This window comes from Mesorhizobium sp. M1163 (genome assembly GCF_040318415.1).
In the GTDB taxonomy this organism is placed as follows: domain Bacteria; phylum Pseudomonadota; class Alphaproteobacteria; order Rhizobiales; family Rhizobiaceae; genus Mesorhizobium.
The window spans coordinates 41,645-67,474 of sequence record NZ_JAMYMF010000016.1 but is presented as its reverse complement, the minus strand read 5'-3'; the positions used below and the strand labels follow the sequence as shown (position 1 = coordinate 67,474).

The window sequence follows — 25,830 nt, the reverse complement described above, 5'->3', positions numbered from 1 at the left end:
TCTCGTTGGTTGTCAAAGCAGGTCGGGTACGTAGCGGGGTGCTGCGGTGAGGCCGCCGTCGACGCGCAGGTCGGTGCCGGTGGTGAAGCCGGCGGCGTCGGAGGCGAGATAGACGGCGGCTTCGGCCACTTCGGACGGTTTGCCGATGCGGCCGAGCGGATGCATCTTCACCCAGGCCTTGGCGAGGTTGCCGCCGATCTCTTTGACCAGTTTGTCGTTCATTGGCGTGTTGATGGTGCCGGGCGAGATCGAGTTGACGCGAATGTTGAGCGGGCCGAACTCGACCGCCATCTGGCGCGTCATCGCCATCACCGCACCCTTGGCGCCGGCATAGGCGGTCCAGCCGTCGAGCCCGATATGACCTTGCGCCGAGGCCATGTTGATGATCGAGCCGGATTTCTGCGCGATCATGTGCGGCAGCGCATATTTGCAGCCGCGGAACACGCTGGTCAGGTTGACCGCGATCAGCCGGTGCCACTGCTCGTCGGTCATTTCGTGAACCGGCATGCCGCCGATGGCGATAGCGGCATTGTTGACCAGAATATCGAGATGGCCGGTCTTGGCGACGGCTGCGGCGATGAGGGCGGCGATATCGGCCTCCTCCGCCACGTCGCAATGGACGTAGTCGGCGCGGTGGCCGGCGGCGCGCAGTTCCGCCGCGAATTTTTCACCCTTCTCGTCGGCGATGTCGCCGAGGACGACGTGCGCGCCCTCACGCGCCATCGCCTCGCTGATCGCATGGCCGATGCCGTCGGCGGCGCCGGTGACGATCGCGGTTTTCCCTTTGAGACGATCCATATCAGCCTCCAATGGCACGCCGGCGCTTCGCTTCGTCGAAGGCGACGGCGGCAATGATGATCACGCCGGTGATGACCAGCTGCCACTCGGTCGGCAGGCCGAGACCGCGCAGGCCGTTGGACAGGAATTGCAGGATCAGCACGCCAAGCGCCATGCCGGTCAGGCTGCCGATGCCGCCGGCAAGGCTCACGCCGCCAAGCACGGTGGCGGCAACGACCTGGAACTCGAAATTCAGCCCGGCCGTATGCTGGGCCGAACCGACGCGGGCGGCCAGGATGATGCCGGCAACCGTTGCCAGCAGTGCGCTGATGATGAAGCAGATGAATTTGACGCGGCGCACGTCGTAGCCTGCCAGCCGTGCCACTTCCGGATTGCCGCCGACGGCATAGATCTGCCGTCCGAACGGCCGGTGCTGCATGATGTAGGCGAAGACGGCGAGCAGGACGATGGCGATGACCGCCGAATAGGGAATGACATTGAACAGGCGGCCGTCCGACAGCGCAATGAAGCTGTCGAGCGCGGCATCGTCGGGGATGGCGCGCTGGCCGGTGTAGAGATAGACGCCGCCGCGCATGATGAACATCGTGCCCAGCGTCACGATCAGCGAGTTGATGCCGGCATAGGCCGTCAGATAGCCGTTCACCACGCCGATGATCAGCCCGAACAGCAGCGCACCGCTGATGCCGAGCAGCAGCGAGTTGGTTTCGTTCATGATGATGATCAGCGGCAGGGCGATGGTCGCCAGCAGCGACCCTATCGAGATGTCGACCTCGCCGGACATGAAGACGATGGCGCAGCCGATGCCGGCGGTGAGCGCCAGCGACGCCTGACCGAGCACATTGGTGATGTTGCGTACCGAGAAGAAGTTCTCCGCTGTGAAGGAAAAGAACGCAATCACCAGGATCAGGCAAAGCAGCAGGGCGAGCTCCTGCCGCGCCAGCAGCCGTGCCAGCATGGACGGGCCGGCTTTGGTGGAGTGGCTGGCTGCAAGGCTCATCGCTTGCTCCCTTTGCGAAGCGTCATCATCTTAGCCGATCGCCGCATTGAGGATGTTCTCCTGCGTGGCCTCGTCGCGGGGCATGATCGCGGTGAGGCGGCCTTCGCACATCACCGCGACGCGGTCGGCAAGGCCCAGCAGTTCGGGCATTTCGGACGTCATCATGACGACCGCCAGGCCTTCGCCGGCGAGCCGGTCGATGAGCGCGAAAATCTCCGACTTGGCGCCGACGTCGATGCCGCGGGTCGGCTCGTCGACGACGATTACCTTGAGACCGCGCATCAGCCAGCGCGAGATCAGCACTTTCTGCTGATTGCCGCCGGACAGATTCTTGACCTGCTGGAACAGGCTGGGCGTCCTGATCCGAAAACGGTCGACATAGTCCTGCACCGCCTTGCGTTCCCTGGCCTTGTCGACGAAGCCCATTCTGGCGAAGGCACCGAGCGAGGCGAGGCTGGCATTCTGGTAGACCGGCAGCTCGCCCATCAGCCCTTCGCTCTTGCGATCCTCGGTGAGCAGTCCGATGCCGAGCCGGACGCCGGTGTGGGTGTCGTGCGGCAGCAGCCGGCTGCCATCGACCGAAATGGCGCCGGAAGTGATCGGGTCGTAACCGACGATGGCCTTGGCGAGCTCGGTCCGGCCGGCCCCCATGAGGCCGAAGAAGCCGAGGACCTCGCCGGCATGCGCCTCGAACGATACGTCCTTCAGCTTCTTGGCGGTGCTGAGCCCTTCAACGGAAAGCGCGACCTTGCTGCCCGGCGCACCGCGCTTGCGGGGGAACAGGTTTTCGATGCGCCGGCCGATCATGTCCTGGATCAGCGTGTCGTTGGTGTGCTCGCCGATCGGCCTGGTCGAGACGTGACGGCCATCGCGCAGCACGGTCACGGTGTCGGCGATCTCGAAGACCTCGTCGAGCTTGTGGCTGACATAGAGCACCGCGATGCCGAGAGCGGCCAGCCGGCGGATGACGGTGAACAGCAGCGAGACCTCGTTCGGCGTCAGCGAGGAGGTCGGCTCGTCCATCACCACGACGCGGGCCTCATGGGCGAGTGCGCGGGCGATCTCGACCATCTGCCGCTGGCTGACCGGCAGCGATCCGGTGCGCGCCGCCGGGTCGACGTTGAAGCCGATGCGCTTGAACAGAGCGGCCGCGTCGGCGCGGATCTTCTTCCAGTCGATCGAGCCGCCCTTGCCGGTCGGATAGCCCTCGAGGAAGATGTTTTCGGCGACGCTGAACTCGGCGATCAGCGCGATCTCCTGGAACACCACCTTGATGCCGTCTTTCAGGCTGTCGCGCGGCGACTTGATGTCGGCCTCACGGCCGCGCACGCGGATGGTGCCGGCATCCTTGCCGTAGACCCCGGCCATGATCTTGATCAGCGTCGACTTGCCGGCGCCGTTCTCGCCCATCAAAGCGTGGATCTTGCCGGGTTCCAAGGTCAGATCGACATTGTCCAGCGCCACCACGCCGGGAAAGCGCTTGCCGATGCCGCGCATCTCGAGCGCCGGCACGCTTTTATCGACGGCCGCGGTTTTGCCGGGGTGGAGGAAATCAACCGACATTGGCTCTGTTCCGGACGATGTCGAGATAGGTTGCCATGATGATGACGATGCCAGGCACCACCATCTGCAGGTCCTGGTTCCAGCCGAGGATAATAATGCCGTTGTCGATGACCTTCAGCACCAGCACTCCAAGCAGCGTGCCGAGCAGCGAGCCGCGCCCGCCAAGCAGGCTGGTGCCGCCGAGGATGACGGCGGCAATCACGGTCAGCTCGAAGCCGCGGCCGGCGGTCGGCTGGCCGGCATTCATCAGCGACGACAGGATCATGCCGGCAATGCCGACGCAAAGGCCGGTGACGACGAAGGCGAACAGCTTCAGGCGTTGCGAGCGCACGCCGGAGAGGCGGACCGCCCGCTCATTGGCGCCGACCGCGTAAAGATAACGGCCGAGCGTGGTGAAGCGCAGCGTTGCCGCGGCTAGGGCGAAAATCAGCGCGGCAATCACCACCGGCAGCGGGATCGCGCCGATATGGCCGGCGCCGAGATCGGTAAAGCTTGCAAGCCGGTGGTGGTTCTGCACCGCTTCGCGGGTGAACAGATAGACGCCGCCCTGCAGCATCATCATGGTGCCGATGGTGGCGATCAGCGAGTTCACCTTAAGCCTGGTGACAACCAGCCCGTTGAACAGGCCGACCGCACCGGAAAAGGCGAGTGCCGCCAGCAGGCCGAGCGTCAGGCTGTGCGTCGAATTGAGTACGGCCATGCCGATGCAGCCGACAAAGGCCAGCGACGCACCGACCGACAGGTCGACTTCAGCGGTGATGATCAGCATCGTCATGCCGGAGGCGACGATCAGCACCAGCGCGCATTGGCGCAGGATTGCGATGATGTTGGCCTCGGAATAGAATTGCGGCGCCGCAATCGAGATGGCGATGCAGAGCACGGCCAGGATCACGCCGAGCACCAGCTGGCTGCTGCCCAGCAGCTGGCCGCCGATGAAACGCCTTGGCGCGGAGGATTGCGTAAGCTCGCTCATGTCCATTTCATTTCCGGGCCGCATCGGGTGCCGTCGCCGTTTGGAAACTGCCGGCCAAAACAGGGCGGTTGACCTGTTTTGCCGCCTGCATCCGATCCGATGCCCTTCCCGCGGCGTGGGAAGGGCTACCCGGAATCCTTACTTCTTCAGGTCGGCGGAAGTTTTCATGCATTTTTCCGGTGGCTGAAGCGCATTGACGGCATCCCATTTGATCGTTCGTGTGGTGCCGTCGTAGTCGTAGAACTTCTTCCAGTCGTCGCCGTTCATCGGCGCGGTCGGGCTGACGATGTGTTCCGGCACCTCTTCGCCGTTGAAGAGCTTAACCGCTGCATCGATGGCGGTGTAGCCTTCCTTTTCCGGGAACATCGCGGCCTCGATGTGATAGGACGGCTCGTTCTGCATGGCATTGATGAAGGCAAGGCCCTCGCCGCCGGTGCCGACCGTCAACAGGCCATCCTGCGACTTGCCGGCCGCTTTCCAGGCCTGAAGGCCGCCGAGCGACGAGGAATCGTTGATGCCGTAGATGATGTTGATGTCGGCGTTCTTGGCAAGTGCCGCCGAAGAGACTTCGAGCGCGCGGTCGGGATTGCCACCGCCGTCGAGGTCGTGGACCATGACGGCGTCGGGGACGATGGTCTTCAGGCCGTCCATGAAACCCTGCGAACGCAGCACCGTGGCGGACAGCAGCGGCAGGCCGACATTCATCACCTTGGCTTTGCCTTCGAGCTTTTCCTTGGCGTATTTGCCGGCTTCGACGCCGGCGGTGTAGCCGGTGTCGTAGTCGCAGATCGCGACCATGGTGGTCATGCCCTTGACCGGGTTGCCTTCGAGCACGACCGGAACGTTGTTGGATTTCGCCTGGCGCAGCAGCGGTACGACGCCCTCCTCGTTGACGGGCGTGACAATCAGCACGTCGACGCCCTTGGCCATGAAGTCTTCGGCGGCGGAAACCTCCTTGGCGATGTCGAGATTGGCGTCCTGCACCTCGAGCTCGATGCCGAGTTCCTTGGCGCGGGCCTGCATGCCCTTGATGACGTTCTGGTACCACTCATGCGTGGCGTAATTGGTGACGTAGCCGATGCGCTTCGGCATGTTTTCGGCGTGTGCCGCGGCGGCGCTCAGAGCCAGCGCGGCCGCCGAGACAAACAGCATTGATTTGGACCAGTTCATGTTTCTTCTCCCTGTATTTCTTGTCAGTTGCTGAACGGATAGTCCCGCCGTTCCGGGTCGGCACGTGGAGAGTTGGCAGCTTCGCCCGCGCCCAGCGCCGCCGATATCGTCTCGGCCGCCGCCTTCGTCCGTTCGAAGACGGTCTTGCGATCGAAGCGGGCGGCCTTTTGCGGCAGGAACGGGACTGTGAGCGCGGCAATGACCGCGCCGGTATGGTCGCGCACCGGCATCGAGATGTTGGTGCAGCCCTCGACAGCCAGCGAAGCGCGCATTTCATAGCCGAGCCTTGCGACGTCGTTCAGCCGCGCTTCGATTTCCGCCCGGCTGCCTTGGCCTTCGCCCGCAGCGACGATCCGCTCGACGATACGGTCGCGCTCGGCGCGGCTCGAATGCGCGAGCAGCACCGCGCCGGAGCTCGTCTCGAGGATCGGAAAATGCGAGCCAAGGGCAACCGAATAACGCATCGGCAAAGGCGAATCGATCTGCAGCACGACCAGCGCGCTCTCGCCTTCGCGCACGACCAGATGGCAGCTCTGATCGGCATTGGCGGCGAGGCCGCGCATTACCGGCAGCGCGCATTCGACCAGGCGGTTTACCGGCGGATGCATATGCGCCAGCTCGAATAGCTTCAGCGACAGGCGGAAGCGGTCCGATTGCGTCCGGAAAATGTAGCCGCGCTTCTCCAGCAGCAGCAGGATGCGGTAGATCTCGTGAATGGAGCGCCCCATTCCGGTGGCGATCTCTGTCTGGGTCAGCGGCTCGCCGCTGGCAGCCATGAATTCCAGGATATCGAGCGCCTTCTCCACCGCCGGCACGCGGTAGCCGTTGCGGCCGCTTTCGCCCTCGTCGACGATCTGAGCAATATCGGCGGCCATTACGCGACGCTCCATTGCGGCTGGCCATGCCTGGTCTCGCGATAGATCCGGTTCAGCCGGTCTGCCAACTCGGCCGCCTGCAATTCGCCGGCGAGCGCCGCCGCGGCATGAGGGGCGCATTGGCGGAAGAAGCTGATGAAGCCCGGATGGGTCGGGCGTAGATAGGAGGCTTCGATGGTCGCCAGCGTCGAGGCGAAGAAGCCGCCCGAGAGCGCGTTGACCTCGGTATCCTGCCACGCCGCCAGCGACCCCGGCTGTCCGCCGGATTTCACATAGTCGTCGCGCTGATAGCCGGGCGAGCACAGAAACAGCGCGTAGTCGATGGCTGCCTGTTTGTGTTGCGATTGCGTGCTGACGCCGATGCCGGCGCCGCCGAGCAAGGCGCCGGCGGATCGCGGCGTCGGCACATCGGCGAAGCGCAGATACGGCCTGTCTGCCTTGAAGGCATAGTTCACATAGCCGAAGGCGAACGGCACGTAGACCACATCGTCATGCGCGATCATATGATCGTAGCAGCGGATCGGGTTCCATTTCGGCGAGTCCGGATGCGACAGCGCCGCAAGCTGGCGCAATTGCCCAACGGCCTGCTCGATTTTTTCCCTGGCAATGAACTCGTCGCCGTCTTCCCGCGGTTCGCCCAGCGTCAAAAGCAGGCACATGGCGTCAGTCGGCACCAACGGCAGCCCAAGCCATTTGCCGTCCTTCAAGGCGCGCCGGCCGAGCTCCAGCACCTCGTCATGGCTGCGCGGCAGCGGCCCGTAGCGCTCCAGGAGATCGGGGCGATACGAGGCAACCTGGCAGGCAGCATCGATCGGCAACGCCCATTGGCGCCCGTCCCTTGCGTAGGATTGCCAGGATGCGCCGACCGAATCCCGTTCGAAGCCGCGGCGCTGCTCAGCCGACAAATCGAACGGCACCATCAGCCCGCCTTCGGCAATATCGCCGATGAACGGATGGTCGAACACGACAAGATCATAGGCGCCGAGCACCGGACCAAGCGCGCCCTCGCCGAACTCGTAGAGGCTGCGGCGGTCCCATTCGATCTCAAGACCGGGATTGGCGGCACAATACGGCCCGATGCTGGCGTCGAGCGGACCCCAGCAGCGTCGGTGATCCCACGCGAGACCGCGCAGTCTTGTCATGCCCGAAATTCCTCCCTGAACCACCCAGCCGATTAGTAGCAACTATTTTCACCTAGACAAGTAATTTTTACATACGCAAAACCAGTCTCGACTTCGTTTGGCAGGGAAACCGCCCCAACCGCCGCTGGTGCGCATCGCATTGTCGCCGGCCTTCAACCAAAGGCTGCGACGGGTCTGGCTTTTTGGAACTTTCGCGACGAACATTCGTTCGGTTGGCGCAACATTTTTGAGCAGCATCATTGGGCAGCGTCACTGGATTCAGCGCCGAGTCGCAGGGAGCGGACGAAATGGACCAACTGTGAGCGCGGCCATGAACCGGTTTACCGCCTTGGCATTCGCCACGTTTCTGGCGATAACTTCGATCTGGGGTACTGTTTCTGGTTTCTTAAGATTTGGCTCTGGTTTGCTAGGATTTGCCTCTGGTTTCTAGGGTTTGGAGGGGTTCTCGACAGGTCGACCGCTTAACGATGACATCCGCCGCATGTGGTTCTGCCAGCCGGAGCCGCGCGCGTGAAGAAACTGTCGCCAGGAGCACACCGGCGCGCACATTCGGGGTTGGCAGCCACGCTGCCTGCAACAGGAAACGGCGAGATCTCATGTTGCTGAGGGCGATCGTTCGAAACTGTGCCGCTATCCGTCCCGGCCGCGTCGGCGCGACGATGCTTCTTGCCGGGCTGCTTGCCGGGTGCCAGGGCGGCGTGCTCGACCCGCAAGGGCCGGTGGGGGCGGCGCAGCGGACGATCCTGCTCAATTCGGTTGCCATCATGCTGGCCATCGTCATCCCGACGATCGTGGCGACGCTCGGCTTTGCCTGGTGGTTCCGGGAGACCAACACAAGAGCGCGGTATCTGCCGGAATGGGCCTATTCCGGACGCATCGAACTGGTGGTCTGGTCGATCCCCATCCTCGTCATCCTGTTTCTGAGCGGCATCATCTGGATCGGGTCGCATGACCTCGATCCAATGAAGCCGCTGGATTCCCAGCAAAAGCCGCTTGAGGTGCAGGTCGTCTCGCTCGACTGGAAATGGCTGTTCATCTACCCCGAGCAGAATGTCGCGAGCATCAACCAGCTCGTGGTGCCGGCGGGCAGGCCGGTGCATTTCTCGCTTACCTCGGCAAGTGTCATGAATGCGTTCTTCGTGCCTCAGCTCGGCGGCATGATCTACACGATGAACGGCATGACGACGCAGCTTCACCTGCAGGCGGATCAGCCGGGCGAATTCTATGGGCGGTCGGCCCATTTCAGCGGCGACGGCTTTCCAGGCATGCAATTCGTGCTGCATGCCGTCGCGGTGGACGCCTTCGACGCGTTCGTCAATTCGGCGCGAAGCCAGGGCCAGGCACTCGACAAAGCCAGCTACCAGGAACTGGCCAGACAGAGCCTGGACGTGCCGCCTTCGACCTATCGCTCGGTCGAGCCGGACCTTTTCCATGAAATCGCGACGCAGGGCGTTCCGCCCGCGCCCGGCCCCCAGGCCGGTCGCCCCGAGCCGAGCGTATCGCCCAAGACAGGAGGCTGACAATGCTCGGAAAATTGAGCTGGGACGTCATCCCGTTCGATCAGCCTCTGCCGATGATCGCCTCGGCGGTCGTCGCCCTGGCAATCCTCGGCGTGCTGGCCTGGGTCTTCCTGGCCGGCCATTTCCCCTATCTGTGGCGCGAATGGATCACCAGTGTCGATCACAAGCGGATTGGCGTCATGTACACGCTGCTGGCGCTGCTGATGCTGCTGCGCGGCTTCAGCGACGCCGTCATGATGCGGTCCCAGCAGGCCCTCGCCTTCCAGGCGCCCGGCTATCTGCCGCCCGACCACTTCAACCAGGTCTTTTCCGCCCACGGCACCATCATGATCTTTTTCGGGGCGATGCCGTTCGTCATCGGCCTGATGAACCTGGTCGTGCCGCTGCAGCTCGGCGTCCGCGACGTTGCCTTTCCAACGCTCAACTCGGTGAGTTTCTGGCTCACCGCCACCGGTGCGCTGCTGGTCAACATCTCGCTGGTGATCGGCGAATTCGCGCGCACCGGATGGCTGCCCTATCCGCCGCTCAGCGAGACTGCCTATTCGCCGGGCGTCGGCGTCGATTATTATCTGTGGGCGGTGCAGATAGCGGGCGTCGGAACGCTGCTCACCGGCATCAATTTCGTCACCACGATCCTGAAGATGCGGGCGCCCGGCATGAGCTACCTCAGCATGTCGATGTTCTGCTGGACCTCACTCGCCGCCAGCCTGCTCATCGTCGCCGCCTTCCCGATCCTCACCGCCACGCTCGCGATGCTGACGCTCGACCGCTATTTCGGCTTTCATTTCTTCACCAACGAAGCCGGCGGCAACATGCTGATGTTCGTGAACCTGATCTGGGCTTGGGGCCATCCCGAGGTCTACATCCTCGTCCTGCCGGCGTTCGGCATCTTCTCGGAGGTCATCTCCACCTTCTCCAGCAAGCCGCTGTTCGGCTACCGCTCGATGGTGGCCGCGACGCTCTTCATCTGCATCGTCTCCTTCATGGTGTGGCTGCACCACTTCTTCACCATGGGCGCCGGTGCTGACGTCAATGCCGCGTTCGGCATCGCCACCAGCATCATCGCTGTCGGTACCGGCGTGAAGATCTACAACTGGATGTTCACCATGTATGGCGGCCGCATCCGCTTCGCGACGCCGATGCTGTGGTCGCTTGGCTTCATGGTGACGTTCGTCATCGGTGGCATGACGGGTGTGTTGCTGGCCGTGCCGCCGGCCGATTTCCTGCTCCACAACAGCCTGTTCCTGGTGGCGCATTTTCACAACGTCATCATCGGCGGTGTGCTGTTCGGCGCCTTCGCGGGATATACCTACTGGTTTCCCAAGGCATTCGGCTTCCGGCTGCACGAGGGCTGGGGCAAGCTGGCCTTCTGGCTGACGCTGATCGGCTTCTACGCCACCTTCGTGCCGCTCTACGCCGTCGGCCTGCTCGGCATGACCCGCCGCATGCAGCATTTCGATGTGCCGGCTTGGTATCCCTGGGTGCTGGTTGCCGGCGCCGGCATGTTAATCACCACCGCCGGCGTGGTCGCGCAGATCATTCAGCTCGTCGTCAGCATTCGGCGGCGCGCGGCGCTTCGCGACGCCACCGGAGATCCCTGGGACGGGCGTTCGCTGGAATGGGCCACGCCCTCGCCGCCGCCGGTCTTCAACTTCGCCGCGCTTCCGCATGTCGAGGGCGAAGAGCCCTACTGGAGCATCAAGCAGCGGGCACGCGAGCAAAACCGGCTGCGCGACGAGCCTGAATACGAGCCGATCGAGATGCCGCGCAACAGCCCCACCGGGTTCATCTGCGCCTTCTTTGCGACCGTGATGGGTTTCGCCCTCATCTGGCACATCTGGTGGATGGTGGCGCTCGGCGCGCTCGGTGCTTTCGCCACCTTCGTCGTATTCGCGTGGCGCGACATACCCGAATACGTCATTCCTGCCGCCGAAGTCGCCCGGATCGACCGCGCCAACCGAAGTGCCCGCCGCGAGGCGCTGGCCACGTATACGGGGCCAAGGCCATGACCGCGATCGACGTTCGAGAGCGTGACCCCTACCACCTCGGCCATCGCGGGCACGGCCATGCCCCCGGCCATGGCGACGGCGGACCGGCACCGATCCGGATCGTCGTCGGCTACGGCTTCTGGATCTTCCTTCTGAGCGACATCGTGATGTTCTCGGCCTTCTTTGCGGCCTACGCCGTGCTGGCGGGCAAGACGGCGGGCGGACCAAGCGGAGCCGAGCTGTTCGACCTGCGCAACGTCGCGATCGAGACGGCGGCCCTGCTGTTGTCGAGCTTTACCTGCGGTCTCGCCAGCCTCGCCGTGACCGCGCGGCGAAGCTCCTGGTTCTATGTTGCGATGGCTGTCACTTTCGTGCTCGGCGCCAGCTTCATCCTGCTCGAGCTGCGCGAGTTCGCGCATATGATTGCCCGCGATGCCGGACCGACGCGCAGTGCTTTCCTGTCGGCGTTCTTCACGCTGGTGGGATGCCATGGCCTGCACGTGACGGCGGGGCTGCTGTGGCTGCTCACGATGATGGCGCAGATCTTCGCCAAGGGATTCCGCGACGATATTCTTCGGCGTTTCATGTGCTTCAGCCTGTTCTGGCACGCCCTCGACATCATCTGGGTCGCCCTGTTCACTGTGGTCTATCTCCTGGGAGCAAGTCGATGAGCAATGCTGACGACCGCCATGCGCAACGGCGCGACACCGATGGCCTGGAGCGCTACGACATCGATACGGCGCCGGGTGACGAATACCTCGGCGACGCCGAGGTCGGATCCGGGTTACGCGGCTATGTGATCGGCCTCGGGCTGGCAACGCTGTTGACCATCGCCTCGTTCTGGTTGCTCGGAACGAACCTGATATGGGCACCCGGCATTCCCGTGGCGCTGGTCGTCCTTGCGATCGCGCAGATGGGCGTGCATCTCGTCTTCTTCCTGCACATCACGACGGGACCGGACAACACCAACAACGCCCTGGCGCTTGCCTTCGGCGTGCTGATCGTCGTCCTGGTGATCGGCGGCTCGATCTGGATCATGGCCAACCTCGACCACAATTTGATGCCAATGAACGCGATCATGAACATGAACCGCTAGTGACAGTTCCGGCCGTTGGCCGCAGTTCATGCGACAGCGAGCTCGGTCTCAAGCCCGTTCGAATGTGCCGACGACCTCGGCCTCTCCCAGGGCGCGGGGCGCGGCCTCCTTGAGCACATCCACCCTGTCTGAGGCTCCCGCATAAAAACCATGAGCCGCCGATGTTCCGGTCGCCGCCCTGGTCAACCGGATAGCCGGCCGTTGCCCGGAACATTCGCCGAGGAAGCGGGTTTTTCGGTTCGGACGCATCGCCGCGGAATAACGGCAATGGGCTCGGCAATGGACGAAGGGCGGCGCGACATGACCGGGCTAAGCGGCACACAACCGGGCGGAGCAAAAGGTGTTGTGGTCGCGTTCTCCGCGCCGGGCGGCGAGACCATCTATGCCCACGAGTGGGAGACCGTCGCTGCCGTCGCGCGCACGATTGCGGCGTTGAAGGGATTTTCCTTCCGCCAGGGCCTGCGTGACTGGGGCGGTGACAACGGCGGGCTGTATTTCGTGCCGGACGACAGCCTGCTTGCCGCCGATGCGGTCCAACTGGGCATCAACGGGCCCGACGACCTCTTCGGCGGTGTGGTGCCCTGGCGCCTCGCAACCACCAAGGCCATAACCCACGAGCTGGTGGACGGGTCGGCGGCACGGCCAAAAGATTGGCCAGCCGGCTTCGGCAGCGCCGTCGGCGCGGCCGTACTGCCCGGCTACACCGCATTTTCACGCGATGACGCGCTGCGCGCAGCGGAACGTCTGCTGCAGCTCGGGCTGGTCCGGTTCAAGCCACCGCGCGCTTCGCGGGGCCGCGACCAGCACACCGCCGCGACGGTCGCCGATATCGAAAGGCTGCTGGAACGATATCCATCCTCCGACCTAAGCGAATACGGGCTTGTTCTCGAAACGGAGCTTCGCGACATTGTCACGCTGAGCATTGGCAGAACCGCGATCGACGGAACATCGGTCAGCTATTACGGCGTGCAGCGGATGACCGCCGACAATGCCGGACAGCCCGTTTACGGCGGATCCGATCTGGTCGTCGCGCGCGGCGGATGGGAAGCGCTCGACAGGCTGCAGCTGTCTCCGGCGCTGACTTTGGCTGTGGCGCAGGCGAGGACCTACGACGCGGCGATGCTTGGCCATCCCGGATTCTTCGCCTCGAGGCGCAACTACGACATCGGCCAAGGTGTCGATTCCTCGGGCATCTGGCGATCGGGTGTGCTGGAAGCCAGCTGGCGGATCGGCGGCAGCAGCACGGCAGAGCTTGCGGCAATGGAGGCCATGACGCGTGACCCCGACGTACAGCTCGTGCATGCGTGCGCGGTCAAGCAATTCGGCAACACCGCGCAGATGCCGCTGGATGCAGAAATCCACTTCCACGGAGAGGACCCCGTGGAGGGCCAAATCACGCGTTATACCGTCGTCACGCAGGCGATCCGAGAACCCGTCAGGAAGCCAGCCGATCGTCATTTTAGGTCGAAGTGAACACGCTTTTGGCAGGGGACATCCGCGAATGGCCCGAGTTTGTTTCAGGCAGCCAGCCATTCAGAAACCGGAGGAAAAAATGATCGAGATGATTTCCGCTCCCCAAAACGTCGCTGCCTTTCGTGTCGCCGGCACTGTGACGGCGGAGGACTACGAAAAAATCATCCCGGCCATCGAAGCGAAACTGAGCGACCACAAGGACATCGGCGTCCTGACTGACCTTACCGATTTCGAAGACATGACGGCTGGCGCCTTACGGCGCGACCTGCAGTATGGGCTGAGCAAACTCCGCGAGCTCCACCGCTTCAAACGTGCCGCCGTGATTTCCGACAAGCAGTGGATCAAGGCAGCCACGGAAATGACGGACGCGCTGTTTCCGCAAATCGAGGCGCGGGTGTTCCCGGAAGACGAAAAGGCTCAGGCCCTGAAATGGGTAGCAGCCGTACAATAGCGGCGTTGCCTGGAGGAGTGGCCATGCCCTGCGACAAACGACAGGATCCGGAAGGCCTCTGGGAGGTCTATGACAGCGAGAGCGACGAAGCCGTCGTGGTCGGCGGGTTGCCGCTTTCCGGTCTCGACGAGAGCGAAGCCGGTGAAGCGATTGAAAGCTCAATCGGGGCGAGCTGACGTCGGACAACATCCCCGAGACGGTTCGGTCAGGGTGGCCTCCGACCAAGGACGGATTGTGATGACAACCGGACGGACGTCACCGAGGACGACCGGTCGCGGATCTACGGCGAGGCCTTGACGCCTAACGCGCGGGCCTTGTCCTCGAAGTCGTCGCGAATGTGCTCGATCGTCGGCAGATGCAGGCGTCGCAGCTGGGCGTGCAACTTTTTGGCAGCGTCGGAATTCAGGTCGCGCTTGAAATTGGTCGCGACCTCCTCAGCCGAGCCGTAACGGCGATAGCGCTCGATCTCGGTCTTCGTGGCCTGCTGGACATGTTCGAGCATCTTGCGCTCGGCATCGGATTTTCCGTCGGGTTTGGCCCGCATGACCGGATTGAAGGCTTTGCTGATAACGAATTCGACGAGTTCTTGCTGGGCGTGAGCCATGCTTGTTCTCCCTCGAAGAAGGCCTGTGTGGGCTTGGAACGGTTTCGCGGAAACGCCGAACCGCTCAATGTTTTTGTTTTGACGCAATTCCGAACGGAAAATCGTTCCACGCTTTTCCTGGAATTGCTCTAACCGCGGCGGCAATTGAAGGTTCCGTAGCTTCGTTACCGCTACAGGTCACGGGCGAAGGTCACAGCCGCGCTTTGGTGGTGCGCGGCGTTGCCAGGAGCAGGCTTGTTTCGCTGCCGGTAATTCCGGGGATCAGGCGGATACGTCTCAGCACCGCATCGAACTCGCTCAGCGTCTGGGTTCCGAGTTCTATCACCAGATCCCAACGGCCATTGGTGGTGTGGATCGTCGAGACCTCGGAGAAGCCGCCCAGCGCCCGGATGACGCGATCTGCGGCATGGCCTTCGATTTCGATCATCATGATGCCACGCACCCGCTGATCGACTGCGTCGGCGCGTAGAATGACGGTGTAGCCGACGATGACGCCGTCTCTTTCAAGTCGCTCGATCCGGGACCTTACCGTTGCCCGGGAGACACCCAGGCTAACGGCAAGGTCGGAAATGCTGCGCCGGGCGTCATGCCGCAAAGAGGTGATGATCTGCTCGTCGAGCCGGTCCATGATTGCTCACAACGGAAGTAGATGCTGCCACTATGATAAGGCACTTCAACAAATTTGCCAATTTGACATGTTCATTCTGCCAGCGATGCGGGCTTCACTAAAGCATCGCAATTTGGTGGGGTATGAGAATGCATTGCACGATCGTTGGGGCTCCGATCCAGGCCGGCTCAGGCAGGATGGGCTGCGAGATGGGGCCGAGCGCGCTGCGCACGGCCGGTCTGGCCGGCGCGCTGACCGAGCTTGGCCATACGCTGACCGACCTCGGAACGATTGTCCCTGCCGACATGCGCCCTGTCGTACACGGCAACGCGGTGGTGAAGGCGCTGCCGGAAATCGCCGCCTGGACGGCAGCGATCAGCGAAACCGCCTATGCTGCGAGCGCCGACGCAATGCCGATCTTTCTCGGCGGCGACCACAGCATTTCGGCCGGCACGCTCGCCGGCATTGCCCGCCGGGCAGCGAATGCCGGCCGGCCGCTCTTCGTGCTGTGGCTCGACGCCCACCCCGATTTTCATACGCTCGACACGACGACCAGCGGCAATCTGCATGGCGTGCCGCTGGCCTATGCCAGCGGGCAGCCCGGCTTCGAGGGCTATTTCCCCCGCCTCGCGGCGCAGGTGGACCCGGCTCGCATATGCGCGCTGGGAATCCGCAGCGTGGACCTGGCGGAACGGGATGCGTTGCGCAGAGCCGGCGTGACGGTCCACGACATGCGTTCGATCGACGAGCACGGCATCGCGCAACTGCTTCGCGCCTTTCTCGAACGGGTGAGCGCCGCCAACGGCATGCTCCATGTCAGCCTCGATGTCGATTTTCTCGACCCGTCGATCGCGCCGGCGGTGGGCACCACCGTTCCCGGCGGCGCCACCTTCCGCGAGGCGCATCTGGCGATGGAAATGCTGCATGACAGCGGGCTCGTCACCAGTCTCGACCTGGTCGAACTCAACCCTTTTCTCGACGAGCGCGGCCGCACCGCCACGCTTTTGGTCGACCTGACCGCAAGCCTGATGGGCCGGCGGATCATGGATCGCCCGACGAGGGGGTTCTGAGCCATGACCGTCAATTTGAACATCGTTCCGTTCGTCAGCGTCGACCGCATGATGAAGCTGGTGCTTGCCATCGGCATCGAGCGCTTCCTGGTCGAGCTTGCCGCCTATATCGAAGAGGATTTCAGGCGTTGGGAGCTGTTCGACAAGACGCCGCGCGTCGCCTCGCACAGCATTGACGGCGTCATCGAGCTGATGCCGACCAGCGACGGGCAGCTTTACGGCTTCAAATACGTCAACGGGCATCCGAAGAACACGCGTGACGGCCGCCAGACCGTGACCGCTTTCGGCGTGCTTGCCGATGTCGGCAACGGCTATCCGATGCTGCTTTCGGAAATGACCATCCTGACTGCCCTGCGAACGGCGGCCAGCTCGGCGGTCGCGGCGAAATACCTCGCTCCCGGGGCCGCCAGATGCATGGCGATCATCGGCAACGGCGCGCAATCGGAATTTCAGGCTATTGCGTTCAAGGCGCTGCTTGGCGTCGACAGGCTGCGCCTCTACGATATCGACCCGGCGGCCTCGACCAAATGCATGAAGAACCTTGCCGGCATGGGTTTCGACATCAAGCTCTGCGCGTCGGCGCAGGAGGCCGTTGAAGGTGCACAGATCATCACCACGGTGACCGCCGACAAGCGATCGGCAACAATCCTGACCGACAACATGGTCGGGTCCGGCGTGCACATCAACGCGGTCGGCGGCGACTGCCCGGGCAAGACCGAGCTGCATCGCGACATTCTGCTGCGCTCGAATATTTTCGTCGAATATCCGCCGCAGACGCGCATCGAAGGCGAGAGCCAGCAGCTCGATGCGGACCATCCGATCACCGAATTGTGGCAGGTGATGACAGGAAAGGCAGCAGGCCGGACGGACGCCGGACAGATCACGCTGTTTGATTCCGTCGGCTTTGCGATCGAGGATTTTTCCGCGCTGCGCTACGTCCGCGATCAGCTTCAGCGGACCGGCCTTTACGAGGAACTAGACCTTCTGGCCGATCCCGATGAGCCGCGTGACCTGTTCGGCATGCTGCTGCGCGCCGAAAAAGTGGCCGGGCTGGCGGTTGCCGGCAGCTGAGCTGCGATCCCGCCGGTCAGTCCTTCTTTTCCTGGTACAGGCGCTCGGTCGCGCGGTCGCTTTCCCTGCGCTCCGCCGGGCCGCGACGGCGCTGGGTGAGCAGGGCGTAGGCGATCAGGATTGCCAGCAGCAGTGGACCGCCTGCAACAACGAGCAACCACAAACTAGTCTCAAACATCGAACCGTCTCCTTTCCCTCACAACCGGGAAGGACCAGAACCGTTCCTCCGTCTTGTCGGAGGTCGCCCGCACGGCGTGGCGTGATTCAGGATTTTGTGCCTCGAGCAGGACGTTCCACGCCTTGTCGGCATGCAGGATGCTCTTATCTAGAGTCTTATCATTCGGTCACAGGCACTCTCTGCAAAGTGAAGGGAACCACAAGGGCTTTCCGACATTTGGTTGTTCAAGAGACAAACGTGCAGCCACACCGGCTCCGGGGCTAGGAATACCATGCGTGAGAATCAATCCGACGTCTTCGATCTGTTTTCCGAGGTTTACAAGAATGCGGCGCAGGAGGAGATAAGCCTCCAGCAATATCTGCTTGCCTGCCGCGAGGACAAGTCGATGTACGCCTCGGCGCCCGAGCGGATGGTCGAGGCGATCGGCGAGCCGACCTTTGTCGATACCAGCAAGGACGAGCGGCTCGGCCGTATTTTTTCGAACCGGACGATCAAGATCTATCCGACCTTCGCCGACTTTTACGGCATGGAGGATACGATCGAGCGTATCGCCGGTTATTTCCGCTATGCCTCGCAAGGGCTCGAGGAACGCAAGCAGATCCTCTATCTCCTTGGCCCGGTCGGCGGCGGCAAGTCCTCGCTTGCGGAGCAGTTGAAAAGGCTGATGGAGCAGCGTCCGATCTATACGCTGAAGGTCGGCGGCCAGGTCAGCCCGGTCTTCGAATCGCCACTCGGGCTGTTCGACCCCGACCGCATGGGCGACCTTTTGGAGGACAAATACGGCATCGCCCGGCGGCGGCTGAACGGCCTGATCTCGCCCTGGGCGGCCAAGCGCCTCGACGAATTGTCCGGCGACATCTCCAAATTCAGCGTCGTCAAGCTGATGCCGTCCAGGCTGCGCCAGATCGGCATCGCCAAGACCGAGCCGGGCGACGAGAACAACCAGGACGTTTCGGCCCTGGTCGGCAAGGTCGACATCAGGCAGCTGGAAAACTTCAGCCAGTCCGATCCCGACGCCTATTCCTATAGCGGCGGGCTGAACCGGACGACGCAAGGACTGCTCGAATTCGTCGAGATGTTCAAGGCGCCGATCAAGGTGCTGCATCCGCTGCTGACTGCGACCCAGGAAGGCAGCTACAACGGCACCGAGAATTTCGGCGCCTTCCCCTATCAGGGCATCATCGTTGCCCATTCCAACGAATCGGAATGGCTGCAGTTCAAGAACAACAAGAACAACGAGGCGTTCCTCGACCGCATCCTGGTGGTCAAGGTGCCGTATTGCCTGCGGGTCACCGAAGAGCGGCAGATCTACGAGAAGCTGTTGCGCGAAAGCGAATTGGCCTCCAGCCCGTGCGCTCCGGAAGTGCTCGATATCCTCAGCCGGTTCACCGTTTCGACCCGCCTGGCCGAACACGACAATTCGCCTCTCTACACCAAGATGCGCGTCTATGACGGCGAGAACCTCAAGGAAACCGATCCCAAGGCGAAGTCGGTCCAGGAGTACCGAAACGCGGCCGGTGTCGATGAAGGCATGACCGGCGTCAGCACTCGCTTCGCCTTCAAGATCCTGTCGCAGACCTTCAACTACGACACCGAAGAGGTGGCGGCCGATCCGGTGCATCTGATGTACATCCTGGAAGAGGCGATCAAGCGCGAGCAGTTCCCGAAGGAAACCGAGGCGGACTATCTCGATTTCATAAAGTCGGAGCTGGCCACCCGTTATGCCGAGTTCATCGGCCACGAGATCCAGAAGGCCTATCTGGAATCCTACAGCGAATACGGCCAGAACCTGTTCGACCGCTACATCGCCTATGCCGATGCCTGGATCGAGGATCAGGACTACAAGGATACCGATACCGGCCAGATCCTCAATCGCGAGGTTTTGGACAATGAACTGTCGCAGGTCGAAAAGCCGGCCGGCATCGCCAATCCCAAGGACTTCCGCAACGAAGTGGTGAAGTTCACGCTGCGCGCGCGGGCCAGAAACCATGGCCGCAACCCATCATGGACAAGCTATGAAAAGCTGCGCGAAGTCATCGAGAAGCGGATGTTCGGGCAGGTCGAAGATCTGCTGCCGGTGATCAGCTTCGGCTCCAAGCAGGACAGCGTGACGGAGAAGCGGCATACCGAATTCGTGCAGCGAATGATCCAGCGCGGTTACACCGAGCGCCAGGTCCGCCGGCTGGTGGACTGGTACATGCGGGTGAACAAGGCGGGTTGAAGCCAGCCCGGGGTAACATATGCCGATCTTCATCGATCGCCGACTGAACCCGAAGGACAAAAGCCTCGGCAACCGGCAGCGTTTCCTGCGGCGGGCGCGCGAAGAGTTGAAGCGCACCATCCGCGATCAGATCCGCACCGGCAAGATCGCCGACGTGGATGCCGAGCATGCCGTTTCGATGCCGGCGCGAGGCACCGGCGAGCCGAGTTTCAACGATGCCCGGAACAGCGGCAGCCGCCAGCACGTCCTGCCCGGTAACAAGCAGTTTGCCCCCGGCGACCGGCTGCCCAAGCCCGGCCAGGGCGGCGGCATGGGATCCGCCCCGGGGAGAACCGAATCCGAGGACGATTTCCGTTTCGTGCTGTCGCGCGAAGAGGTGCTCGACCTCTTTTTCGAAGACCTCGAACTGCCTGATATGGTCAAGCTCAACCTCAAGGAGATCCTCGCCTTCAAGCCGCGCCGGGCCGGCTTCGCCGCGACCGGCTCGCCGACCAACATCAATGTCGGGCGCACGATGCGCAACAGCCATGGCCGCCGCATAGCGCTCAGGCGTCCCAAGCAGGAGGCGGTCGACGCTGTCGCGCAGGAGATCGCGACGCTGGAGGCGAAGCCGCAAAACACCGAGATGCGGCAGCGCATCGTGGCGCTGCAGGAAGAGCTTGAGCGGCTGGAGCGCCGCCGCAAGCGGATCGCCTTTGTCGATCCGGTCGATATCCGCTTCAACCGCTTCGACGCCCAGCCGGTGCCGAACGCCAATGCGGTGATGTTCTGCCTGATGGACGTGTCCGGTTCGATGGGCGAACGCGAGAAGGATCTGGCCAAGCGCTTCTTCGTGCTGCTGCACCTGTTCCTGAAACGGCGCTATGACCGGACCGAGGTCGTCTTCATTCGCCACACGCACGAGGCGCAGGAGGTGGACGAGGAGACCTTCTTCTACAACACCCAGAGCGGCGGCACGGTGGTTTCCACGGCGCTCGAGGAGATGCACCGCATCGTCGAGCAACGCTATCCCAGCCGAGAATGGAACATCTATGTCGCCCAGGCCTCGGACGGCGACAATTTCGTCACCGATTCGGAGCGCTGCATCACCCTTCTTGACGAACAGATCATGCGGCTTTGCCAGTATTTTGCCTATGTCGAGATCCTCGACGAGCGCGAGAGCCACATCTTCGGCGCCACCGACAACGGCACGTCGCTGTGGCGTGCCTACAGTGCGGTCAAGCTGAGATGGTCGAATTTCCAGATGAGCCGCATCGCCACGGCGGCCGACATCTACCCGGTTTTCCGCCAACTCTTCGCCAGACAGCCGGGTTATCAAAAGAGCGGTGAAAGAGTGGGCTGATGGCGAGCAAATCCGGATTGCTGTTTTCCGGTTCCGACTGGGATTTCAGGACGCTGTCGCGCGCTTACGAGACCATCGAGGCGGTCGCCACGGAAGAGCTCCACCTCGATGTCTATCCGGTGCAGATGGAGATCATCTCGTCCGAACAGATGCTCGACGCCTATTCCTCGGTCGGCATGCCGCTGATGTACCGGCACTGGTCGTTCGGCAAGCACTACCTCTACCAGGAATTGCTTTATCGCAAAGGCGGGCGGGGGCTGGCCTATGAACTGGTCATCAATTCCAATCCCTGCATCGTCTATCTGATGGAAGAAAACACCATGGCCCTGCAGGCCCTGGTGACGGCGCACGCGGCACTCGGCCATAACCATTTCTTCAAGAACAATTATCTGTTCCAGCAGTGGACGGATGCCAGCGCCATCCTCAGCTATCTGGACTTTGCCAAAGGCTACATTGCCCGCTGTGAGGAGCGGCATGGCGTCGATGCGGTGGAAGAGATCCTCGATGCCGCACATGCGCTGATGGAACAGGGCGTGTTCAGATATCACCGGCCGCCGAAACTGTCGTCGGAAAAGCAGCGCGAGGGCGTTCGCGAGCGCCTGGAATACGAGGAGCGTTCCTACAACGACCTATGGCGCACGCTGCCGCCTTCGAAGGACGGCACCAAGCCCCGCGAGACGGATACAATGGCGGAGCGCAAGAAATCGCTCAAGCTGCCCGAGGAAAACCTGCTTTATTTCCTGGAAAAGAACAGCCTGATCCTGGAACCCTGGCAGCGTGAGGTCATCCGAATTGTCCGCGTGATCGCGCAGTATTTCTATCCCCAGCGGCAAACGCAGGTGATGAACGAGGGCTGCGCCACCTTCGTGCATTACACGCTGATGAACCTTTTGTTCGACCGCGGCCTGATCGGCGAAGGTGCCATGCTGGAAATCCTGCGCAACCATTCGAACGTGATCTTCCAGCCAGGGTTCGACGATCCGCGCTTTTCCGGTATCAATCCTTACGCGCTGGGTCTCGACATGATGCAGGACATCCAGCGCATCTCGACCGCGCCGACGGCTGAGGACCGCGACTGGTTTCCCGATATCGCCGGCAATGGCGACTGGCGCCAGACCTTGCTGGACGCCTGGGCCAACCATCGCGACGAGTCCTTCATCCGCCAGTATCTGAGCCCTACCCTGATACGGAAATGGCGGTTCTTTGTCCTTGCCGATGCCGCCAACGACCCGCATTACGAAGTCGCCTCGATACACAATGAGCGCGGCTACGAGAGCGTCCGCGCCGCACTCGCCCACAGCTACGACATCGGCGCCAGCCGGCCGGACATCCAGGTGGTGGACGTGGACCTGCTCGGCGACCGGCATCTGCGCCTGCAGCACAAGGTCAAGGACGGCATCGTGCTGGAAGGCGGCAGCCGTGACGCCACGCTGCGCCATATCCGCAAGCTCTGGGGCTACGAGGTCAGCATGGTCGCGGTCGACGCGCAGACCGGCGCCACACTCCACGAACGGTCGACCAGCCAGATCGGGGAATGACCGAACCGGCCTGCAGGGAAGTCGGGTGGCGTCGCCTTTACCGGATCACCAACCACGCTGTGGTCAGGGAGCAGGAACATGCGCGTATTGATGATCGCCGCCCTTCTTCTGGTCGCTGTCACGATGGCGCTGTCGCTTGCGCACGCTTTGGAGTTGCCGGGCAAGTTGCGCCTCAAGGAGGCTACCTACAAATCAGTGCAGGCGATCTACTATCCCGGCTTCACGATCGGCGGGTTTGCCGAGATCGGCGGCATCATTGCACTCGCCATCCTGCTCTACCTGACGCCTTATCCAAGCGCTCGATTCTGGTGGACCTTGGCGGCGCTTGTCTTCCTGCTGGCGGAACATGCGACCTATTGGTTGGTCACGCATCCCGTCAATAATTTCTGGGTGCAAGACGTTGCCATGCCGCAATCAGCCGCGACGTTTTTTTCAATGTTTTCTCGAAAGCAGACCGGCGACTGGAGAGATTTGCGCAACGTCTGGGAGACTTCGCATGTCGCCAGGGCAGGCCTGGCGATGCTGAGCCTCGTCTCAATTGCTGTCGCCGCGACATTTTTTGCTGAATAGCGCCGAGGGGATCAAGACGGCGCCCTCGTCAGCCAATTTGCGGCCACGAACGCTGCATCCGTCAGATCGGGGAACGGGAACCGGCGCCATACTGTCTTAACGTTAAGCGATCCCGCCGTTTCAGCGGTCGGCGCGATGCTTGTTGTGGGCGCTTTCCTGGTGCTCGCCGCGGATGATGTTGCGGTCGTCGGGATCGGCAATGTCCTTGGGGTCCGATCTGAGCTCGGCACCGCGCCGGAACGCCTCGCGCTCTTGCCTGGTCTTTTTCAAATCCGCTTCCGCGTCGAAATCCTTGCCAGCGTTTTTCGTGTTCTCGCGCTCTTCGATGATGCGCAATTGCTGCTCATGAGTCTTCTTTCCGGCCATTGGTGACGTCCTTCTTTCGATTTTCCGCTTCCCCCAGGGTCCAAATTCGCTACAGCCCGAAAGGATAGGTCTCGGGAAGGCCTGTCCCCGCATGTTCCGGCCCAAGCGGCGTCACGGCACTGGTTTCATCGAACCAGACGAAAGCATCGAACTGGCGGGCGAGCGAGGCATCCGCATAGTGGCTGTGCAACTCGGTCTCCGGCCGGTAGATAACGCCGATAAAGCGTTCCAGCCGGCGCTCCAGAAGCCGTTGGCGCAGCGTGTCGTCGCGCTCGAAATCGAGCAGGAAAGGCGAGACGCCGCTGTCATGGCAAAGCCGCTCATAGCTGTCGTTGTGGGAAGGACGAACCGGTTTCACTTCCATGTCGCCGTCCCAGTCGGTGGCGGCGGCCACCGTCCCGGAATGCGTGCTGAGCCCAATCAAGGCAACCTCGTCGCCAAAACGCTGGCGGCAGAGCTGGCCGATGTTCACTTCGTCCCTGACGATCCCCATCTCGGTATAGCGGGCATCGCCGATATGGGAATTATGTGCCCACACCACCGCCTTGGCGGCCGGGCCGCGGGCCTGCAGCAGGTGCTCCAGTGTTTCGAACATGTGGGTGTCGCGCAGGTTCCAGGACTGCGCGCCGCCGTAATACATGGTGCGGTAATAGCGTTCGGCGGAGGCGACCAGGCGGGCGTTTTGGGTGGCGTCGAGGAAATCGATGCCGTCCTGCTGCGCATAGTCGAGCTCTCTGGAAAGCAGTTCCCGGCATTGCTCGAGCACGGCCTTCTCGCATTTCTGGTAGCCGGAGGTGAGTGCGACACGGCCATAGGTGGCCGGGTCGTTCTGCCACGGCGTCAGGCAGCCATAGCGCTCGCGTGCGATCCTTGCCGCCTGCGGATCGATCCGGTCGAGATATTGCAAGACCGCCGCGATCGACCCGCCCATATTGTAGATGTCGAGGCCATAGAACCCGGCCCGCCGGGAGGATATCCTGATCCGCTCATTATGCTCTCGCATCCAGTCGACGAACGCCGCGACGTCGGTGTTGCGCCACATCCAGGTGGGAAAGCGCTGGAACGGCGGATCGGCGCCCGGCCGCGGTGGCCGGTGACGGACGTAGCGGTCGATCGCCGCGGCATCGGGCCAGTCGGCCTCGACCGCGACGATGGTGAAGCCATGCTTCTCGATCAGCCTGCGAGTGATCGCGGCGCGCGCGCGGTAGAACTCCGACGTGCCGTGGCTGGCTTCGCCGAGCAAGACGACGCGGCGGTCGGCAAACCGGTCGAACAGCGCACCGAAGGCGGGATCGTCGAAATCCGGAAGCGGTTCGGCGGCGGTCGCTATCATCTGCGGCAGGCTGCTTCTGCGCTGATGCCGGTGCGGAAGATCGGCCGCTATTTGGCTGTCGCTGCCTGGCTCGCCCCAGCCTTGCTCGCCGATCAGTGGAACAAACCGCACGCCGCCGAAATCCTCCTCGGTGTAAGTTGCTGCGCCAGTCCGGGTGACTTTGAGCAGGCGCTGCGAGTCGAATTCGTCGCCGACCGGGATGATAAGCCGGCCGGCGACGTCGAGCTGTTCTTGCAGGGCGAGCGGTGCGCCGGGCCCGGCGGCCGCAACCAGGATCGCATCGAAGGGTGCCGCCTCGGGCCAGCCCTTGGTGCCGTCGCCGGTGCGGACTTCGATATTGTCGTAGCCAAGCTTTTTAAACCGCTGCCTTGCCGTTTCAGCCAACGCGGCGTGGCGCTCGATCGTGTAGACGCGTTCGACGATCCGGCTCATTACGGCAGCCGCATAGCCCGAGCCGGTGCCAACCTCGAGGACGTGGTCACCGGCTCCGATCTCCGCCATTTCGATCATCAACGCAACGATGTAGGGCTGCGATATCGTCTGACCTTCGGCGATCGGCAGCGGCCCGTCCTCATAGGCAAATTCTTCAAAACCAGGCTCGACGAAAGCCTCGCGCGGCACCTCGCGCATCGCCTGAAGGACATTGCGGTCGCGAATGCCACGGCGGCTTAAGTGAATGTCGACCATTTGGTTGCGGGCATGGGAGAGATCGAGCATTTTTCTGCTCCTCCTATGGGCCTCCGCCACAATCGCCCAAGCTGCTCAAACGGCACTTTTGGCCGGTCCATGTCCCAAGGCCTCGGCAGTCCGCCTGGATTCATACAATGCGGTGCACCTTCCTAACCGTTGGCAAGCCCCGAAGTTCCCCAAAGACCGACCCGCTT

General features: G+C 62.6%; 25 protein-coding genes. 13 read left to right on the top strand and 12 right to left on the bottom strand.

Going from position 1 to position 25,830, the window contains the following annotated elements:
- Positions 1-12: 12 nt before the first annotated feature.
- From NKH43_RS16840 to NKH43_RS16810, 7 genes are all read right to left on the bottom strand, one after another.
- Positions 13-798, bottom strand: a complete 786-nt coding sequence (locus NKH43_RS16840; RefSeq protein WP_352852189.1) for an SDR family NAD(P)-dependent oxidoreductase — start codon at positions 796-798, stop codon at positions 13-15.
- Position 799: 1 nt separating this feature from the next.
- Positions 800-1,795 (bottom strand): ABC transporter permease, encoded by a 996-nt coding sequence (locus tag NKH43_RS16835; protein ID WP_352859089.1) that lies wholly within the window; start codon positions 1,793-1,795, stop codon positions 800-802.
- 30 nt (positions 1,796-1,825) lie between these two features.
- Complete coding sequence (locus tag NKH43_RS16830) at positions 1,826-3,358, bottom strand: sugar ABC transporter ATP-binding protein (RefSeq protein WP_352859088.1); 1,533 nt, start codon at positions 3,356-3,358, stop codon at positions 1,826-1,828.
- Positions 3,348-4,331, bottom strand: coding sequence for an ABC transporter permease (locus NKH43_RS16825; RefSeq protein WP_352859086.1), 984 nt, complete (start codon positions 4,329-4,331; stop codon positions 3,348-3,350). The genes NKH43_RS16830 and NKH43_RS16825 overlap by 11 nt, the downstream gene beginning before the upstream one ends.
- A 138-nt stretch (positions 4,332-4,469) precedes the next feature.
- A complete protein-coding gene (locus NKH43_RS16820; RefSeq protein ID WP_352859084.1) occupies positions 4,470-5,501 on the bottom strand; it encodes a sugar ABC transporter substrate-binding protein in 1,032 nt (343 codons plus the stop codon).
- A 23-nt stretch (positions 5,502-5,524) separates the two neighbouring features.
- Positions 5,525-6,376 carry an IclR family transcriptional regulator gene (locus NKH43_RS16815; RefSeq protein WP_352859082.1) on the bottom strand — a complete coding sequence of 284 codons (852 nt, stop codon included), beginning with the start codon at positions 6,374-6,376 and terminating at the stop codon, positions 5,525-5,527.
- Complete coding sequence (locus NKH43_RS16810; RefSeq protein ID WP_352859081.1) at positions 6,376-7,518, bottom strand: extracellular solute-binding protein; 1,143 nt, start codon at positions 7,516-7,518, stop codon at positions 6,376-6,378. The genes NKH43_RS16815 and NKH43_RS16810 overlap by 1 nt, the downstream gene beginning before the upstream one ends.
- A 596-nt stretch (positions 7,519-8,114) precedes the next feature.
- Here NKH43_RS16810 and cyoA point away from each other — a divergent pair.
- From cyoA to NKH43_RS16775, 7 genes are all read left to right on the top strand, one after another.
- On the top strand, positions 8,115-9,038 hold the full coding sequence (gene cyoA, locus NKH43_RS16805) for a ubiquinol oxidase subunit II (protein WP_352859079.1): 924 nt from the start codon (positions 8,115-8,117) through the stop codon (positions 9,036-9,038).
- Positions 9,039-9,040: 2 nt separating this feature from the next.
- The gene (cyoB, locus tag NKH43_RS16800) at positions 9,041-11,047 is read left to right on the top strand and encodes a cytochrome o ubiquinol oxidase subunit I (RefSeq protein WP_352859077.1); all 2,007 of its coding nucleotides are present in this window, start codon (positions 9,041-9,043) and stop codon (positions 11,045-11,047) included.
- Complete coding sequence (cyoC, locus tag NKH43_RS16795) at positions 11,044-11,697, top strand: cytochrome o ubiquinol oxidase subunit III (protein ID WP_352640329.1); 654 nt, start codon at positions 11,044-11,046, stop codon at positions 11,695-11,697. Before cyoB ends, cyoC begins: the two co-directional genes overlap by 4 nt.
- Entirely contained in the window at positions 11,694-12,122 is a 429-nt protein-coding gene (gene cyoD, locus NKH43_RS16790) for a cytochrome o ubiquinol oxidase subunit IV (RefSeq protein WP_352859076.1), read from the top strand. The genes cyoC and cyoD overlap by 4 nt, the downstream gene beginning before the upstream one ends.
- Positions 12,123-12,323: 201 nt before the next feature.
- Positions 12,324-13,595: a DUF3182 family protein gene (locus NKH43_RS16785; RefSeq protein WP_352859075.1), complete on the top strand. Its 1,272-nt coding sequence runs from the start codon at positions 12,324-12,326 to the stop codon at positions 13,593-13,595.
- Positions 13,596-13,674: 79 nt separating this feature from the next.
- Positions 13,675-14,046 (top strand): SpoIIAA family protein, encoded by a 372-nt coding sequence (locus tag NKH43_RS16780; RefSeq protein WP_352859073.1) that lies wholly within the window; start codon positions 13,675-13,677, stop codon positions 14,044-14,046.
- 23 nt (positions 14,047-14,069) lie between these two features.
- Positions 14,070-14,222 (top strand): hypothetical protein, encoded by a 153-nt coding sequence (locus tag NKH43_RS16775; RefSeq protein ID WP_352859071.1) that lies wholly within the window; start codon positions 14,070-14,072, stop codon positions 14,220-14,222.
- A 104-nt stretch (positions 14,223-14,326) separates the two neighbouring features.
- On the opposite strand, the gene NKH43_RS16770 is transcribed toward NKH43_RS16775, so the two are convergent.
- Positions 14,327-14,650 (bottom strand): hypothetical protein, encoded by a 324-nt coding sequence (locus NKH43_RS16770; RefSeq protein WP_352859070.1) that lies wholly within the window; start codon positions 14,648-14,650, stop codon positions 14,327-14,329.
- A 190-nt stretch (positions 14,651-14,840) separates the two neighbouring features.
- A complete protein-coding gene (locus NKH43_RS16765; protein WP_352449541.1) occupies positions 14,841-15,278 on the bottom strand; it encodes an Lrp/AsnC family transcriptional regulator in 438 nt (145 codons plus the stop codon).
- Positions 15,279-15,406: 128 nt separating this feature from the next.
- On the opposite strand from NKH43_RS16765, the gene rocF reads away from it, so the two are divergent.
- Both rocF and ocd read left to right on the top strand, forming a co-directional pair.
- On the top strand, positions 15,407-16,327 hold the full coding sequence (rocF, locus tag NKH43_RS16760) for an arginase (RefSeq protein WP_352859068.1): 921 nt from the start codon (positions 15,407-15,409) through the stop codon (positions 16,325-16,327).
- A gap of 3 nt (positions 16,328-16,330) precedes the next feature.
- A complete protein-coding gene (gene ocd, locus NKH43_RS16755) occupies positions 16,331-17,398 on the top strand; it encodes an ornithine cyclodeaminase (RefSeq protein ID WP_352859066.1) in 1,068 nt (355 codons plus the stop codon).
- A 16-nt stretch (positions 17,399-17,414) separates the two neighbouring features.
- Here the strand turns inward: ocd and NKH43_RS16750 are convergent, their stop codons facing one another.
- A complete protein-coding gene (locus tag NKH43_RS16750; RefSeq protein WP_023677058.1) occupies positions 17,415-17,576 on the bottom strand; it encodes a hypothetical protein in 162 nt (53 codons plus the stop codon).
- A 271-nt stretch (positions 17,577-17,847) separates the two neighbouring features.
- Between NKH43_RS16750 and NKH43_RS16745 the strand changes: the two genes are divergently transcribed.
- From NKH43_RS16745 to NKH43_RS16730, 4 genes are all read left to right on the top strand, one after another.
- The gene (locus tag NKH43_RS16745; RefSeq protein ID WP_023677059.1) at positions 17,848-19,797 is read left to right on the top strand and encodes a PrkA family serine protein kinase; all 1,950 of its coding nucleotides are present in this window, start codon (positions 17,848-17,850) and stop codon (positions 19,795-19,797) included.
- A gap of 19 nt (positions 19,798-19,816) precedes the next feature.
- Entirely contained in the window at positions 19,817-21,139 is a 1,323-nt protein-coding gene (locus NKH43_RS16740) for a YeaH/YhbH family protein (protein WP_352859065.1), read from the top strand.
- Complete coding sequence (locus NKH43_RS16735) at positions 21,139-22,677, top strand: SpoVR family protein (RefSeq protein ID WP_352859063.1); 1,539 nt, start codon at positions 21,139-21,141, stop codon at positions 22,675-22,677. Before NKH43_RS16740 ends, NKH43_RS16735 begins: the two co-directional genes overlap by 1 nt.
- A 78-nt stretch (positions 22,678-22,755) precedes the next feature.
- Positions 22,756-23,247 (top strand): DUF1772 domain-containing protein, encoded by a 492-nt coding sequence (locus tag NKH43_RS16730; protein WP_352481447.1) that lies wholly within the window; start codon positions 22,756-22,758, stop codon positions 23,245-23,247.
- Between the two features lie 120 nt (positions 23,248-23,367).
- Here NKH43_RS16730 and NKH43_RS16725 read toward each other — a convergent pair whose 3' ends face one another.
- Positions 23,368-23,613, bottom strand: coding sequence for a hypothetical protein (locus NKH43_RS16725; protein WP_023720508.1), 246 nt, complete (start codon positions 23,611-23,613; stop codon positions 23,368-23,370).
- Between the two features lie 49 nt (positions 23,614-23,662).
- On the bottom strand, positions 23,663-25,663 hold the full coding sequence (locus NKH43_RS16720; RefSeq protein ID WP_352481446.1) for a protein-L-isoaspartate(D-aspartate) O-methyltransferase: 2,001 nt from the start codon (positions 25,661-25,663) through the stop codon (positions 23,663-23,665).
- Between the last annotated feature and the right edge of the window lie 167 nt (positions 25,664-25,830).